General features: G+C 46.5%; 16 protein-coding genes. 1 reads left to right on the top strand and 15 read right to left on the bottom strand.

Annotated features, from left to right (window positions below; translation table 11 throughout):
• Positions 1-141 precede the first annotated feature (141 nt).
• Positions 142-1,389, top strand: a complete 1,248-nt coding sequence (srmB, locus tag VRK_RS02790; RefSeq protein ID WP_059122611.1) for an ATP-dependent RNA helicase SrmB — start codon at positions 142-144, stop codon at positions 1,387-1,389.
• Positions 1,390-1,465: 76 nt separating this feature from the next.
• Here srmB and prfC read toward each other — a convergent pair whose 3' ends face one another.
• From prfC to VRK_RS02715, 15 genes are all read right to left on the bottom strand, one after another.
• Entirely contained in the window at positions 1,466-3,055 is a 1,590-nt protein-coding gene (gene prfC / locus VRK_RS02785; RefSeq protein ID WP_059119997.1) for a peptide chain release factor 3, read from the bottom strand.
• Positions 3,056-3,353: 298 nt separating this feature from the next.
• The gene (locus VRK_RS02780) at positions 3,354-3,896 is read right to left on the bottom strand and encodes a porin family protein (RefSeq protein ID WP_059119996.1); all 543 of its coding nucleotides are present in this window, start codon (positions 3,894-3,896) and stop codon (positions 3,354-3,356) included.
• A 221-nt stretch (positions 3,897-4,117) separates the two neighbouring features.
• Positions 4,118-4,873, bottom strand: coding sequence for a response regulator (locus VRK_RS02775; RefSeq protein WP_059119995.1), 756 nt, complete (start codon positions 4,871-4,873; stop codon positions 4,118-4,120).
• A gap of 233 nt (positions 4,874-5,106) precedes the next feature.
• Entirely contained in the window at positions 5,107-6,675 is a 1,569-nt protein-coding gene (locus VRK_RS02770; RefSeq protein WP_157371833.1) for a polysaccharide deacetylase family protein, read from the bottom strand.
• A 346-nt stretch (positions 6,676-7,021) separates the two neighbouring features.
• Entirely contained in the window at positions 7,022-7,465 is a 444-nt protein-coding gene (locus tag VRK_RS02765; protein WP_059119993.1) for a low molecular weight protein-tyrosine-phosphatase, read from the bottom strand.
• A gap of 19 nt (positions 7,466-7,484) precedes the next feature.
• Entirely contained in the window at positions 7,485-8,162 is a 678-nt protein-coding gene (locus tag VRK_RS02760) for a YccT family protein (protein ID WP_059119992.1), read from the bottom strand.
• A 141-nt stretch (positions 8,163-8,303) separates the two neighbouring features.
• A complete protein-coding gene (locus tag VRK_RS02755) occupies positions 8,304-9,266 on the bottom strand; it encodes a porin (RefSeq protein ID WP_059119991.1) in 963 nt (320 codons plus the stop codon).
• 282 nt (positions 9,267-9,548) lie between these two features.
• Positions 9,549-10,949 carry an O-antigen ligase family protein gene (locus VRK_RS02750; RefSeq protein ID WP_231735725.1) on the bottom strand — a complete coding sequence of 467 codons (1,401 nt, stop codon included), beginning with the start codon at positions 10,947-10,949 and terminating at the stop codon, positions 9,549-9,551.
• Between the two features lie 78 nt (positions 10,950-11,027).
• Complete coding sequence (locus VRK_RS02745; protein WP_059119989.1) at positions 11,028-11,522, bottom strand: hypothetical protein; 495 nt, start codon at positions 11,520-11,522, stop codon at positions 11,028-11,030.
• Between the two features lie 277 nt (positions 11,523-11,799).
• Positions 11,800-12,615 (bottom strand): polysaccharide deacetylase family protein, encoded by an 816-nt coding sequence (locus VRK_RS02740; protein ID WP_082671290.1) that lies wholly within the window; start codon positions 12,613-12,615, stop codon positions 11,800-11,802.
• Positions 12,616-12,633: 18 nt separating this feature from the next.
• On the bottom strand, positions 12,634-13,077 hold the full coding sequence (locus VRK_RS02735; RefSeq protein ID WP_059119988.1) for an acyltransferase: 444 nt from the start codon (positions 13,075-13,077) through the stop codon (positions 12,634-12,636).
• Positions 13,078-13,105: 28 nt separating this feature from the next.
• A complete protein-coding gene (locus VRK_RS02730) occupies positions 13,106-13,579 on the bottom strand; it encodes a glycosyltransferase (RefSeq protein ID WP_059119987.1) in 474 nt (157 codons plus the stop codon).
• Positions 13,576-14,025 (bottom strand): glycosyltransferase family protein, encoded by a 450-nt coding sequence (locus VRK_RS02725; RefSeq protein WP_059119986.1) that lies wholly within the window; start codon positions 14,023-14,025, stop codon positions 13,576-13,578. The genes VRK_RS02730 and VRK_RS02725 overlap by 4 nt, the downstream gene beginning before the upstream one ends.
• The gene (locus VRK_RS02720) at positions 14,015-14,761 is read right to left on the bottom strand and encodes a heparin lyase I family protein (RefSeq protein ID WP_197413049.1); all 747 of its coding nucleotides are present in this window, start codon (positions 14,759-14,761) and stop codon (positions 14,015-14,017) included. Before VRK_RS02720 ends, VRK_RS02725 begins: the two co-directional genes overlap by 11 nt.
• Positions 14,762-14,812: 51 nt before the next feature.
• The gene (locus VRK_RS02715) at positions 14,813-15,838 is read right to left on the bottom strand and encodes a glycosyltransferase family 4 protein (protein WP_059119984.1); all 1,026 of its coding nucleotides are present in this window, start codon (positions 15,836-15,838) and stop codon (positions 14,813-14,815) included.
• Position 15,839: the final 1 nt, after the last annotated feature.

Below are 15,839 nucleotides of genomic sequence, written 5' to 3'. Positions count from 1 at the left end.
AGATCGTGATGGAAGTCTCTATAATGCCGAGCTTTGGTTTTGCCATCCCTGTTGCACAGGTTACTGAGAACGGATAGCTTAACAGATAGTTTGATGAATGAGCGTTTTGATGCAGAGCGTTCGACAAGCAGAGAAATAGCCGTGATTAAAAATTTTTCAGACTTAGAATTAGATCCCTGTCTTCTTGAAGCCATTGAAAAAGCAGGATTTACTCGACCGACACAAGTTCAAGCCGAGTCCATCCCCTACGCTTTAGACGGCCGGGATGTCATGGCATCCGCCCCGACAGGGACAGGAAAAACAGCAGCATTTGGCCTGCCCGCGATTCAGTATTTAATCGACTTTCCGCGCAAAAAACCGGGGCCGGCTCGGATTCTAATCCTCACCCCAACCCGTGAACTGGCGACTCAGGTCTCGGAACAGATCCAGACGCTGGCTCAATTTACCCATCTGAAAATCGTGACGATTACCGGTGGTGTTCAATATCAACAACATGCCGATCTACTCGGTGCAACGCAGGATATTGTGGTCGCGACTCCCGGCCGATTAATGGAATACATTGAAGCCGAGCGTTTCGATTGTCGGGCCATCGAATGGCTGATTCTGGATGAAGCGGATCGGATGCTCGACATGGGTTTTGCACCGACCGTGAACCGCCTTTCCTCTGAATGTCGCTGGCGTAAACAGACCTTGCTGTTCTCAGCCACACTGGAAGGGAAAGGTGTTGATGGCTTCGCTGCGGATCTGCTGAACGAACCGGCCGAAGTCCGTGCGGAACCTCCACGCCGGGAAAGAAAGAAAATCACCCAGTGGTATCACCGTGCGGATAGCCTGACTCATAAGAATGATCTGCTCAAAGAGATCCTGACCAACCAGTCTCAGCGTGCCATCGTCTTCGTGAAAACCCGTGACCGGCTGGCAGATTTACGCTCAGAATTAGAACGCAGTCAGATTCCTTGTGCCTGGATTCAGGGAGAAATGCCGCAAGAACGGCGTAACAATGCGATCACTCGGTTTCGAGAGGGTGATATCAACATTTTGTTGGCCACCGATGTTGCCGCCCGTGGCTTAGACATTTCTGATATCAGCCATGTGATCAACTATGATCTGCCCCGAACTGCGGATGTGTTCCTACACCGAATCGGCCGGACGGCAAGGGCCGGCAAAAAAGGAATTGCGATTTCTTTGGTAGAAGCGCACGATCAACCGATGATCGAGCGGATTCAGCGTTATATGAACGAAGAGATTAAAGAACGATTCATTGACGGATTGCGCCCCAAACATAAAAAACCGGTCTTTAAAAAGAAAAAGTCTCCGGCGAAGAAAAAAGCAGCGACCAAAGATAAACAAGTCGTGAAAAAGAAAACCGCCAAAAAGAAGAAGAAATAACATCGGTTAAACGTAGTGATTAAAAAAGCTCCCAAAGGGAGCTTTTTTGTCTTTGTCGAAACGTCAAGTGACGCAATTAATGCTCGCGAGTCGCACGAAAATCAATGTCCGGGAAGCGCTCTTTGGCCAGATTGAGGTTGACCATCGTCGGAGCAATATAAGCCAGATTATCCCCACCGTCTAAAGCCAGGTTAGCTTGATTCTTACGCTGGAATTCATCTAATTTCTTCGCATCATCACACTCGACCCAGCGCGCTGTTGCAACGTTAACACTCTCATAGATCGCTTCAACGTTGTACTCAGATTTCAGACGTGCCACGACCACATCGAACTGCAACACTCCGACCGCACCGACAATCAGGTCGTTATTTTGCATCGGACGGAAGACCTGTACTGCACCTTCTTCCGATAACTGCACCAATCCTTTCAGCAACTGCTTCTGCTTCAATGGATCTTTGAGACGAATCCGGCGAAACAGTTCCGGGGCAAAATTGGGGATCCCGGAGAATTTCATCGTTTCTCCCTGGGTAAAAGTATCACCAATCTGAATCGTACCATGGTTGTGCAAACCGATAATATCCCCGGCAAATGCCTCTTCAGCCCGCGTCCGGTCACCAGCCATAAACGTAACCGCGTCAGAAATACTGACCTGCTTACCGATCCGCACATGATTGATCTTCATCCCCTGCTGGTAAGAACCGGACACTATCCGCATAAAAGCGATCCGGTCACGGTGTTTCGGATCCATGTTGGCCTGAATTTTAAACACAAACCCAGAGAACTTCTCTTCAGTTGCATCCACCACACGTTCAGCCGTTTGACGCGGTAATGGTGCAGGTGCCCATTCCGTCAGACCGTCAAGCATATGATCAACACCGAAGTTGCCCAAAGCAGTGCCGAAGAATACCGGTGTCAGTTCTCCTTGCAGGAACAGTTCCTGATCAAATTCATTTGAAGCACCGACAACCAGTTCCAGCTCTTCTCTCAGTTGCGCCGCCAGATCATCACCGACCGCCAGATCAAGCTCCGGATTATCGAGCCCTTTGACGATCCGCAACTCTTGAATGGTATGCCCCTGACCGGTTGAATATAAAATGGTCTCATCACGGTGCAGGTGATAGACACCTTTAAAGTTTTTACCGCAGCCAATCGGCCAAGTCACCGGTGCACAGAGAATATTCAGCTCATTCTCAACTTCATCCAACAGCTCCATCGGATCCCGGATATCCCGGTCCAATTTATTCATGAAGGTTACAATCGGTGTATCCCGCAGACGGGTGACTTCCATCAGCTTACGGGTCCGATCCTCAACCCCTTTTGCTGCATCGATCACCATCAGGCAAGAATCGACAGCCGTCAGCGTCCGATAGGTATCTTCAGAAAAGTCTTCGTGTCCGGGGGTATCGAGCAGATTGACCAGACTACCATTGTAAGGAAACTGCATGACTGACGTGGTAATCGAGATGCCCCGCTCTTTTTCCATATCCATCCAGTCCGACTTCGCATGTTGATTCGAACCCCGTCCTTTGACGGTACCGGCTTGTTGAATCGCACGTCCGAACAGTAGCACTTTTTCAGTAATGGTGGTTTTACCCGCATCCGGGTGGGAAATGATAGCAAAGGTTCTTCGCTTATTAACTTCGTTAAGAAAATTCTGGTCAGCCATGAATAAAATCTTTTATCTGTACACGGATTTGTACACATGTTTCAAGCTGCCTTTCGGGCGCGCTGCAGATCAAATCCGTCATGTGAATCGTAATAGGCTGCTATTCTCGCTGATCTTGGCTGTTTAAACAATCTGGTTGTTCAACAATCATGGTTGCTTAAACAGCCAAGATTTACTGGTCAACAAATCCGCTCCCATCACGACTTTCGGAGTGAGAGCAATAGATTGACTCACAACGAACCCTCACCGGATAAAAAGCGTCCACCGTCTTTGCTATCGTGCTGACTTTGATTAAAGATTAAAACCGATACATCAGTCCGATATTCGCTGAGTTGACATCCACATCACTCATCCCTAAACGTTGCAGGCCGACATTCACCGAGAAGCGTTGATCTAACCGAAATAGCCATCCCGCCCGTAAATTATAACCAATCCCGTCTTCGTCAATGGTTTTGACTGAACGTAATTCAACTTCGGTCTGGTTATAGTTCAGCCCGACAGACGCATAAAGAAACTGGCGATCCGTAAGATAAAAATTGCGGTTCAGGCTCAGGGAGACGGCACGATAATCAAGTTCCTCTTCTGACTCAGTGATCATACCGATTTCTTTGCGTGGCACACTACTCCCGGATCCCATATGTACGCCCGCTAAAACGCTCCAGTTCTGATTCAAATCAACTCCGGCCTGAATCGCACCAGTCCATGAAACATCAATACTATCCGATGCCGACTTATAATCAGAAGAACCAATCCCCGTCTCAATACCAACCCAAGTCGCAGCCTCGCCCGTCGATGCGAGCAATACACTGGCGGAACCTAAAATACTGATGAATTTTTTCATTACTTTTTCCTCTGACAACAATGAAAACGGACAACATGAATCATGCTGTCATTATCATTGAACAGAGGCTGAAATTTGAGATACTTATGGTGACGCTGTGTGACAGTCTGTAGCAGTAAAAAGAAAGCTCAGGGATTGGCCGAACACGGTTTCACCGGCAAAACAAATGGCCTGCCGGGAGAGACTGACTCGTGACATTCCGATGCGGTTCAAGTTTCAGTTCAATCGGTATAAACACACAGCTGGTAACCGATCCCTCTGACCGTTTTAATCAACTCTTTGCCATCTTCCAGCACCAATTTTTGCCGCAAGCGGGATATTCTGCGATCAATCGAACGATCCAAACCATCATATTCAAAACCACGGATTTTTTGCAAAATCTCATCGCGACTGACCACTTGACCCACGGTGCTTGCCAGTAACACCAATAGTTCAAACTCCGCCGTCGTCGTCTCAACGGGAACCTGATTTAACACGACACTTCGATTACTGACATCAACGGTTAGCGGCCCACAAACCAATGTGTTTGAAAAAAATGATGTATTTGCAGCAGGAGCGCCTGCCCCCTCTGTTGCATCTGCATGGGAGAGTTTTCGTTCGGAGCGTCGTAATAAAGCATAAATCCGGGACAGTAACAGGTGGGGTTTTACCTGCTTAATCACGTAATCATCAGCACCGATTTCCAATCCCTTCATCTGATCAACATCATCATCTAAAGCCGTTTGCATCAAGATATAACCGGAATAGAAAGCACGTATCGTTTTACACACTTCCATGCCGTTCATCCCCGGTAGCATCACATCCAAAATCACCAGATCCGGATGAAGATCAGCCACTTGCTTAACGGCATCAATACCGTTGTTGACCGTCATCACCTCAAACCCATAGCGAGACAGAAAGTCATTGATAAGACTGGCAAGTTCAAGATCATCTTCAACCAACAAAATACGTTTATTGTAATTTGGCAAGGGGGTCATTTATGTCTGGCTCCTCAAAATAAAACGACTTTCAAATCCAGTGTAGCGAAATTCAGCCAGAAAGAATGTAGCACTTTGTATCAAAATCCACACATTCTGTACTGAACGAACAGAAACCAGCACTCCCTCGTGGCGGCTTTGATACCACTTGGTGAGCCGGAAAGGGAATGCTGTTCGACATCGCTTTGATTTTCGAAAATCATATATTGAGAAGTGATGGGCATCTGCCTCAACTATGATTCAGGCACCGTCTTATCAATATCTCGCTCATACCACTGTGGTTTGGTCAGTACGACCAGCTCTCCGGCCTGAACCTTTTCAGCAACCGCATCGATATAGGCTTTGAAAAATGACTCATAAACATTGATCCCCGGATTCGGTGTATCAGGCGTCCAGCCTTCCTCAGGATCCGGCACAATCCGATGGAAATAAGTTTCTATCGTGGTACCGCGCAAAACCACCCGCTCTAACAACGGTAAAAACTGGTTAAACGTCATGTAAGAAACCCCCTGACCAATGGTTGTCATCTCTCTGCCACCGAAGCCGAAGCGGGTATACATATCGCCGCCGACGGTAATCCGTCCTGATTTAAATCCTGCTTTATGTAATGCTGCCGGAAGTTTATCCAAATAAAACTCCCCTGATTCGTCATTAAACATGGCGGGTAGATTCTGTGGCGGAATCTTTTGTGACAAAGTGACCGAAGAAACGGCTTCTCCGCCCCCGTTAATCACATAGGTATTCTTGGGAATATTTGAACCATAGACTCGCATTCCGACATGGATCGGATAATTGTTATCCAGCGTCACCACATTTGAACCATCCGAAATCATTGCGGCCACCTGAACCGGTCGAACGGACGTATCGAAAAATTTCCCTCCGGGATAACAGAGATGAAACATCGCATCAGAATCAAGACCATGCTGTTTCAACTCCCCCCACGCGGAAATCGCATTGGCAACCGCAGTGGCGACATCCGCAGCATCTGTCATCGGAGTATCATCCGGTGAACCATCCACGCTAATCGCCCAACCAGCTTCCGACAGCATCGAAATTTGCTCCCAAGTCAGTCGATTCGTCCAACCAATCTGCTGAGTCGGGACATAGATAGTGCCGACCAAACCATACTGCGCCATATAAGGACGGGCAATGCTTTCTATCGTATCTTCCCCATCATCAAAACCGATGACCACCGTGGGTTGGCCTTTCGCATTTGCGTACAGTGAATCAATGGTATTGTTGATCAAATAAGGGGGATTGCGAGCCAGCGAACTGACCCGAACTTTTGTAATATCAACCGATTGTGACAACAGTGGGTCTTCTGACTGGTGAAACGCAATCCAATACGTTTTCAACGGTGCATTCGAATTCAGGTTGGCAACATTGAGATTGTAGTTCACACCAGTGTACGAGCCGCCGGCCGTTCCCAGCCTGACATTCAGATTGCTCGTCACGCGAGGTAGTTCCTTACGCACAGCAAAAGCAATCACGCCCATATCATTCGAATTGATCGGCTCCGGTAATACCTTCCGGGCAATGGCATGGGACAATTCTTCACCCTTCCCCAGCACTGCCATTGCTCCCTGCCCTTCCGTCAACGGACAGACCTGCTGGAAAACACCCCCGCTATTGACGGACCACCCCGCCATAGAATCGAAACTCTCCAGTAGTTTAGGCGTGGGCAGACTCGTTGAGTCGGTTCCACTAGCCTCAACCGTAACAATACCCACGGATAAACACATCATTATCAACGCACCAAACAATCGGTGACGCGTCGATAAAAACCACCTAGCTAACTTCATATTTTCTCTCCCTCATCATTAAACAGACTATTTCATTCATCATGAACCGGGGATATCCCCGAGTTACCTCGGGTGCAGTTTCAGCGAAAATCACTGAATAAAAACACCGATACGAATCCATTCAATTCAAATAAGCAACTTCGTTCATTCATCAGGCGCAATCATGCATGGCAAAACAATTTGAAATAACAGAGAAAAGTAAGATTGCTGTATGTCTATGTTTAGCCTTCTTATTTTGGGAAGCATGACAAAAGATAGGGGGATTTTATTATGATACATATCTATAAATATGGCACAGACTGACCATATAGGTTGAAAAATAACCAGCCTGTGGCGATAGGGTTTACTATCTGATCTTATCAGCCCAAGCTCTCGCAGCACGATCAAGAACAGCATAAACCTGTTGAAAAACTGCGGAGGATTTCTGATAAGGATCGTCAATCTGACTGACACCAAGCCAATGTCCGAAAAGCATTGCTTTATGGCGAGCTTTCGGAAACATTCGGCTCAGTATGTCAATCTGATTTTGGTTCATTGCTAAAATCAAATCACAGGAATCGACCATGGCAATGGTAATCTGCTGTGCCCGATGATCGGTCAGATCGAGCCCCAATGTACCGGCAACTTCTTGTGCCTCCGTGGCAACCGAAGCGCCGACGAGCCCACTTTTTTCGGTGAGTAAACCGGCAGAATGCACCGTATGAGCTGGCATGAGGCGCTGAAGTCGCCTGGCAGCATAAGGAGAACGGCAGATATTCCCAGCACAAATCACAAGAATTTTGTCAAACATGAGGCATCTCTTCGAAATGTTATTGCTGCTCAATCATCCACTTGAGCAAGGCTTTCCTTTCTGCATCGGTCGCTTGTAAATACCAATCCTGAATCCGGGGCACAAAATCACCAGAATATCGAGAATCTGATGACTCAGGTATAACGGTTTGAAGGGTATCCATCGGTTTTTGCTGTTTGCGCGTGACCAGTGCCTGCTCGGTTTGCACCGACGAGCCGACCGATGACATCGGTATCCCATGCTGTCGATTATAGCGTCCAATTGCAGCTTCAATATTCTGATAAGGCAGAAAACCGGGATTACCGGGCAGTTCCACGGGCTGAAGATCAGTCAACTTACCCTGTGGATCTGCTAATTGCCATGCTACCGTTCCATTCTCAAATGCAGATTCCGCGGCGGAATAGTCACGAAAACGAGAATGACGTAGCACCACCTGCGCCGATTCAGAAAATGGGATTGAGACAATCAAAGGCGTCGACTGATATTTCTTGTTACGAGAGCCGAAACGCAATGATTCTTCATACCGAAATACCAGCTGATGCTTCCCTTCCGGTAGCTTAAGCTCGCTAGTATGATTCACTTTCTGACCATCGAGAGCCAATAATTCAACACTCCCCGGTAAGGTCAATTCTGCTGCAAGTGTAGCGCAAGAACAGCTTCCGACAAGTCCCCCTAAAATATATAGAATGCGTTTCAAAATGACTCCCTTAAGAATGATACGTTATGCATTTATGAATCTGTGCCGACTCGACCATCAATCGTCTACAGTCAAGCTTCTGCGATCAACGCTGAAATCGACGGTAACAGCTCAATCAATCGATCCGGTTCCCCCACAACGTCAGAACGTCGTGTCCATACCGATGACATAACCCGTTTCTTGAGCATCTTCATCCGTCAGGCCAACTTCGGCATAGAGCGCAACATCATTTGACAATGCATAAGTCACATTGACATAGAAATCATTGACATCACCGTTTGGTACGGCGTTGCTGATACTATGATCCGTCTCAACCACCGCCCAACCGGCAGCATATTCCAGCCGACCACCATCTTTATAGCTCACGGTCAGACCATAAGTGGATTTATCCCGATTCGATGCATTTTCCTGCTCCGTCGAAGAGACACCATATGTTGTAGCAAACTGCCAGTCACCATACAGATAGCGGATTTCCAGATCGTAGGTACTAATATCTATTTTATTCTTCTGGGCGTGAGCAAGAAAAACGGTAAAGTCAAAATCTTCTACTCTCGCGCCTAAATTACCATCGAGCTGATAATCATCGTCGCTACCCGAACTATTGGTATTATTCTTATTCTCTAAATATGCCAGCCCGCCATAAAACATTTCGCCGCCGTCATATTTATATTTAATCACCTGATCCCCTTCATTCTTCGCACTTTCAACAAAGGAGGTAAAACCGAATTCATAGTCATCCCCGATACCGGAGTCATCCAGAATAGTCGGTTGTGCACCAAAACTAATGGTATGCGACTGCAGGTAGATGATCTTGCCATATACATCACCGCGTCTGACTGAACCATTGTCTTTTTCGTCATTGGCATCAACATTCATATGTGAACCAATAACCAGATCTTCGGTCATCTCATAGGTCATATCAAAGCCAAACTTCGCTTCATTCACATTCCATTCAGAATGCTGACTTTTTTTCTGAGATTTATAATACTGCACATCAACTTCTCCGGATAAATCAATAGTTACACCATCCAGTGAATATATTTCCGCGGCATGAGCCGCCGAAGCGCTGCTTGCCACTGCTAAAGCAATTAATGTTTTTTTCATTTTATTCCCCGATATTTAATCGTACTGACGCCTCTTTCATCTCTACAAGTAATTCATTTCTACAAATAATCTCAGTAAAAATGATTCACGATACAGATCAGGCGTAATATTTATCGTGTTCTGAACGATTTGCAGAATTAACCCATAGATTGAAAGCGCAGACGTCAATTTCATGAAAGTTCTTGTTCAGCACAAAATTAAATAACAATATTTTTTGTGTAATTCTTATGAATAAAACAATTTCTCGTCTGATTTCACCGTCGTCAAATTAAATAGCGACATTTAAACAGTCAGTTTTTCAACGGAAACCATATTATTTCCCGGACGGACTTGAATCTGTTTCACACAACCAGACAACACTAAAATCAGAATAAATGTCACAGCATTCGCGGGAGCCTGTAAATGAAAATCGACACTGATCTGTGCCATCGTGGCCAAAATCCCCATCAGGCATCCTAACGCGGTTCCTTTCAACGTTTTGCTGCGTCTGGTTCTGATCACGTTGAAACAAAACCACAATGCGACCAGTATCGGTATACTTAACAGCACAACCGCTGGGATTCCCGTCTCAGCAGTGAATTGAACATAGTCATTATGGGCATAGTCGTAATAGCCGATATTGTAGTGCGTGTAGTATGGGAAAGTAGAATAAAAGCAGCCTAACCCCGTGCCGGTCAACGGATAATCCCGAATGATGTCCAGACTCCACTGCACCGCTTGATCGCGCGTCTCGGTTGCAACGGAAGTAGACGCGATACGCTGCCGGACCTTATCAATCCCAAACAACGTCCCCACCAGTAATGTATCAATGAGCATCATAGATATGATTAATGCCGTCAACGCTCTCGGTCTTCTCTTATAAAAGCACAGAGCAATGACACCGCCACATGCGATTACTGAGAAGAAAACCGCATTACCCATTCGGGAACGCGTCATAATCAAAGCAATAACCATCACAATCAGACATAAACGGATCATCATTTTGGCGGACAACAGCGCGCTGCACCAACGCCGGATACGAACGAGCCAAGACCCGGATTCAGTCTGATGCAATTGCGAGACAATCAGTCCGATTCCCAGACACAAACACATCACCAGATAATTGGCAAAATGGTTGAAATAGACAAAAGTTCCCGTGGCCCGATTGCCTTGCGGTAAATGGAATAACCAGCTTTGACGGGTATCTAATAATACCGTCAAGACCCCATAAAATGATTGAAAAGTCCCACTGACAACCAATGCATAAAGCACGACTTTCACTCGCTTGACGGAATGGATCAAAATCACTGCATTCAGAGCAAACAGCGTATAGGCGATCCCTTTCATCAACCCGGTCAATGTCGCATAACGATCATAGGAAAGACTGCCGACATCTGCTCCGGCCTGACGATAAACTTCCGCCACATCCGGTGCAATCACACCGAGCGTCTCAACCGGCAATGGTATCGCCTGAATGGCAACCCAAAACTGAAAGAGACTCAACGGTGCCAGCAACCAGACAAATTTACGGATTTTCTGCCAGGGAAACTGATGCCATAAAGACGCACTGAGCAGCAGCGTTTGACAGGATATCCAAATTTCAAATATCGACCATGACCACATTCTGTGGCTACCGAGCGGAATCGGCAGCCAAATCAGCATGAGCAATAGAGAATACCAGCACCAACGTTCGCTATGAGTCACAGTCTCCCTCCCAAGGTTCACGTCCTTAATTCTGAATTCTGACGGTAAGGAAGTTCCGATTGTACATTTGACCCGGCATTAACTCGGAGAAATACCACTCCCCCGGGGATGACGACGGATGATCGGTGCTTGTTGTGTTGCGGCAGGCCCCGCCGCGGTTGCTTGCGCAACAGTCGTCGGGTCAATATTAGCGGCAATCGCAAGTCCCGGTAACAGTATCGCATCCAAGCCTAAATCGAGCGCCGTTGATGCAATCGCCAGCGCTGATTCAGGTGCTGCGTTAAATGCGGCTAACACAAGATCCTCAAGAGAAACATTCGGTGCTTTGCGATACACTGCCTGCAGCACCAGCGGGGCATCAATTGGCTTTTCCTCAGCCATGATACGAACCACGTCGAGCGGAGAATTAGCAGCAAACAGCTGTTCAACCCGTTGTTCAACCCGTGCTTGCTCACCACTGGAGACTGCCGCTGAAACAGTGTCAGTTTGACTCCGGTTCTCCGGTGCCGCCATGACGGAGAATGCCAATCCGATACTCCATAAAATATGTACTACAAATCCTTTGCGTTTCATCACTATTACCCGTCGTTATGCCAATTCAATCATGGCTATTCCATCCGATAATAAATATAACAATTCAATTTTTTCTGATTATTACATTCATTAGATGATTCAAACTATAGGGTGAGAAGAATGAGTAAAACAAGGCTACTGAATTAGGAAGGAACCGTAATATCAATAATGAGACAAATGTAATTTGAAATAGACATAAGTGAGACTCATCGATCGCACAATAATCTGAACAATGAGTCTTCGATAGCAGACGAGAAATAATTTATCGCAGGAAGGATTATTGTTGATTGATATAATCAACAATATTTTTATATGTCGTTACCCAATATTTATTGGGGTGCTTGGCCAGATATTGCACCAATTTATGATGTGCTTTGTCACTGATGGATAAATAATCGCCACCAACCCCATGAAATTTAATCCCGATAATCTGGGTCTGTGGATTCGCAGCTGAATGCTTAACATAGTCGATCAGTTGTTTACCGGAGACATTATGAGCAGACCAGTAAACCTCTTCCGGCTTGGGTAAAGTTTGTCCATAGACCCCGGCAACCAGAGGGCGGACAGCCGACAGATAATCACCACTCCCCGTCATGGACTCAAAACATGGTAGCGTTAATGTGCGACTTTTTTGCCCATCGAGTAAAAACAGGAATGTATTCGCCATCTTCACTTCAGCAGCCATCCATTCCGGTGTCCGCTGCTCCAGAGAAGCATAAGATTTTACCCAGTTCCGGTCCGGGCCTTTTGAAGAACATGGGTGGAACACGGTATGATTGCCCAGTTCGTGTCCGTTTTGTGCGGCTTTCTTCCAGGCATCAACCTGCGGCTGATTATTGAGTGTCTCTGAACCGGGCAACAGATAAAAAGAACCCTTGATATTGTATTTATCTAAAACCGGAATGGCATTATCCAACTGGGACGATAGCGCATCATCATACGACAGATGCACCGCAACATGCGCCCCATTGGGAAATGTGATTGTGTCAGCAATGGCCTGGAAAGGTGTCACGAAAGCCATCATCATCCCGATGTAAAAATAGCCCAATTTTAACTTTAGCCGATGTTTACGTTGATTGTTTCTACCTATCATTCATTTATCTTCCAATTATTAAACTGAATCTTTTGGAAAAATACCCAGTCGATTCAATTGAATACCTTCTTTTTTTACGATAGCCGGATTCCCAGCCACTAGCGTGTTAGACGGGACATCTTTGGTGACGACGGCCCCCGCAGCCACAATACATGAATCCCCAATCGTAACACCGGGTAAGATCAGGGAATTACAGCCGATATGGCAGTTTTTACCAATACGCACGTCCGCTTTGAGATGACGGCACATATCATGGGCCAAAATCGCCACCCCAAAAGCAACGTATGTCCCTTCACCGATGTAGATCCCATCACCGTTGCGTTTATCGATTTTAGCTTTTAAAGAAATTCTGGCCGTTGCATCGATGTGTGTCCCGAAAAATCGGTTGAGATACCACACATTCAAAGATAACAGACGTTGTCGAACCTGAATTTGGATAAAGTCTTTTATTTTTTTCATCATTGTGAATATCAACTCTAACGTCTGGTTATCATGCACTTGCCAGTGACAGAATATATTGCGCCAATTGATCACGTTCCGGTGTATCCAATCCGTCGGGCGCTTGTAATGTCTGATAATCACTCAGCAATGCTTCAAGCGCTTGTTCATCCCGGGCGGTATAGATCCCTTGCACATTTGAAAATGAATTCAGGGTATCCAACTGATGATCATTGCGATGTTCCTGATACTGAGCCAGCCGGGGGAAAATAATTAACGGCTTGCGGATCCGCAAACAATTGATAATCGTCCCCATCCCTGCGTGAGAGATGATCAATTCAGACTGGCGAAACTGTTCATCAAGTTCATCGGGCGCAAAAAATTTCGCGCTCTGAATGGACTTGGCCTGATAGTCAGACTCACCAATCTGGCTGCTCACATCCAACTGATACTTTGCAGCCAGTTGATCCACCGTTTGAACCAGTCGATCAAACGGTAATTGCGTACCTACTGTTAAAAAAATCATATGACTCTTCCTTGATAAGTCACCTGATGGGATTCAGCGACCTCCCGCCATTGCGAGATCACATGAATACGACACTTGGCAGCCAACCGCCCTGACAACGACAATTTTTTCGAATTGGCGATACTGTCAACCCAGACGGTTTTTATCCCACTCATTTTACTCAGCAGCGCCATCACCAACCCGGGAGCCGCCCCGGTGGTCACCACCAAAGACGGGCGCTCTTTGCGGAGGATCTTCAAGCACTGGAATACAACTTTAATTGCCAGATAAGCCGTATCCCGGCTGAAATCAGAAATTTGATAATAGCGCTCTCCCGCCATAAAGCCGGGTTGCTTATCATACGTGCCCGCGACGATCCTTTCACAACAATCGAGCTTTTCGGAGAGCAGGCTCAATTGAACAAAGTGCCCGCCCGGAGAAGCAACCAACAGTATCTTATTTTTCATCCTTTACCTCATTGATCGTCAGCGCGTTATATTCGATGCCCATCAACCCATCGATATTTTTGTCACGATATAAACCAAATTTAAAATAGTGGTAATAATCGTTAATCATGATCTTATCGGTAAAATCAAAGGGATGACGGTTTCCGTCCACATCACACCAGCCAGAAACCCGGCCATCTGTCTTATAGAGCCAGTGCACCTGAGTGCGACAGGTAATCTGCTGCTTGGGTCGAACCGGGATTCTTTCATCGTGATTCGCCGTATGCAGCACCAGATACAGTTGATCATCATATTCAAGCTGGTAGGAGAGCGGCGGAGAGCTACTCTTATAATTTGACCAAGTCTCCCCTTTTCTCGGATCGGGTTGATCATGCCACTGAGCGACAATCACCCAAACCCCATCCCATCCTTCGGAAAAAACCGGAGAATCCAGCAACTTGAAAGAGAACTGATAACGAACCGTATCACCAACCTCATACGGGCTTTGAACACTCACTTCCGAACGTTCACCGTTAAAGATATAGGAGTTATTCCCCGTCAGAATAAACTGCACCCCATCATCTTTCATCGCAATGGCCTTTGGATTGGCTTCAAAAAAGAATTGTTCGGCGGGTTGATTATACTCAATGACTTGTTTCAGCTTCACAGCTTTCTGCTCATCGCTGCAACAGGCTGTTGCCATCGCTGAATAGCTCCCTAAAACCCCAAAGAGACATAGATATAGAATTTTCCTCATGATCATAACCTAACCTTAACTGACATACATTCCTTAACTGACATATAGTCCTTAACTGACATATAGTTTTTCTAAGCGCGGCATCACAACCGACACATCGTAATTTTGTTGATAAAGCGCTCTCGCATTGTCGGCCATGCTAAGCCGAGCGTCGTCATGGAGCGCCTGACGGATCACTGCGGTTAACTGTTCAATATTACCCGGTTCCACCAGATAACCGGTTTGTCCGGGAACGATCACCTCAGGAATACCGCCAACCGGAGTTGACAATACGGGGAGTCCCGCAGCCATGGCTTCAAGAATCACGACCGGCAATCCTTCGTTATAAGATGGCAGAATCAAGAGCTGCGTTTCGGCCATCAACTGTGCTTTCTTCTCATGATCAATCCAGCCATGAAATACCAACTGTTTTTCAACCCTCAATTCAGCGACCGCCTGCCGAAAACGCGCCACATCACCACCGCCACCGACATGCAAAACCACATCCGGCAGATCGCGTAAGGCTCGTAACAGGTCAAAAATACCTTTGCGATCAATCAGTGCCCCCAGAAACAACACATGATTTTGCTGCCCTAGAGCGCCGGGAGATGGTGCGACAACGGCAAAATTGGGTAAGACCACCAGATTGGCTTGTTGTGGCGACTCCAGGATCGACTCAATATACTCCCGCCATGACTGCGAAAGGACGAGAAAAGCATCCGCGTTATAGATGAGTTCCCGAATCTTCTGCTGCACGTTGGCATCACTGGCCTGATAGAATTTTTTAAATTCAGAGCCGTGTAAATGAATCAGGACTTTACGACCGAAGAACTGCGCCACTTTCAGATACATTCTCTTCCGCCAGAAACTCCCGCGATAAGACATGTGCAGGTGGAAGATACGCTCCCCGGGAAGCAGGGATAACCAGAAAACGACCCATAATCCCCACAATGCGAGCATCAGGTCGAATAATTTATTTTCCCCTTTATGGCTGATAAACCGCCGATAGCGAAACTGCTGATTCAAATTGAGCTTCAGATTGTTAATCACAGCATCAATCCCGCCATTCTGGCCGGTGCCTAATACAATAATCTCCATA

This window comes from Vibrio sp. MEBiC08052, assembly GCF_001506075.1.
GTDB lineage: Bacteria > Pseudomonadota > Gammaproteobacteria > Enterobacterales > Vibrionaceae > Vibrio.
This window is presented reverse-complemented; position numbering and strand designations above follow the sequence as displayed.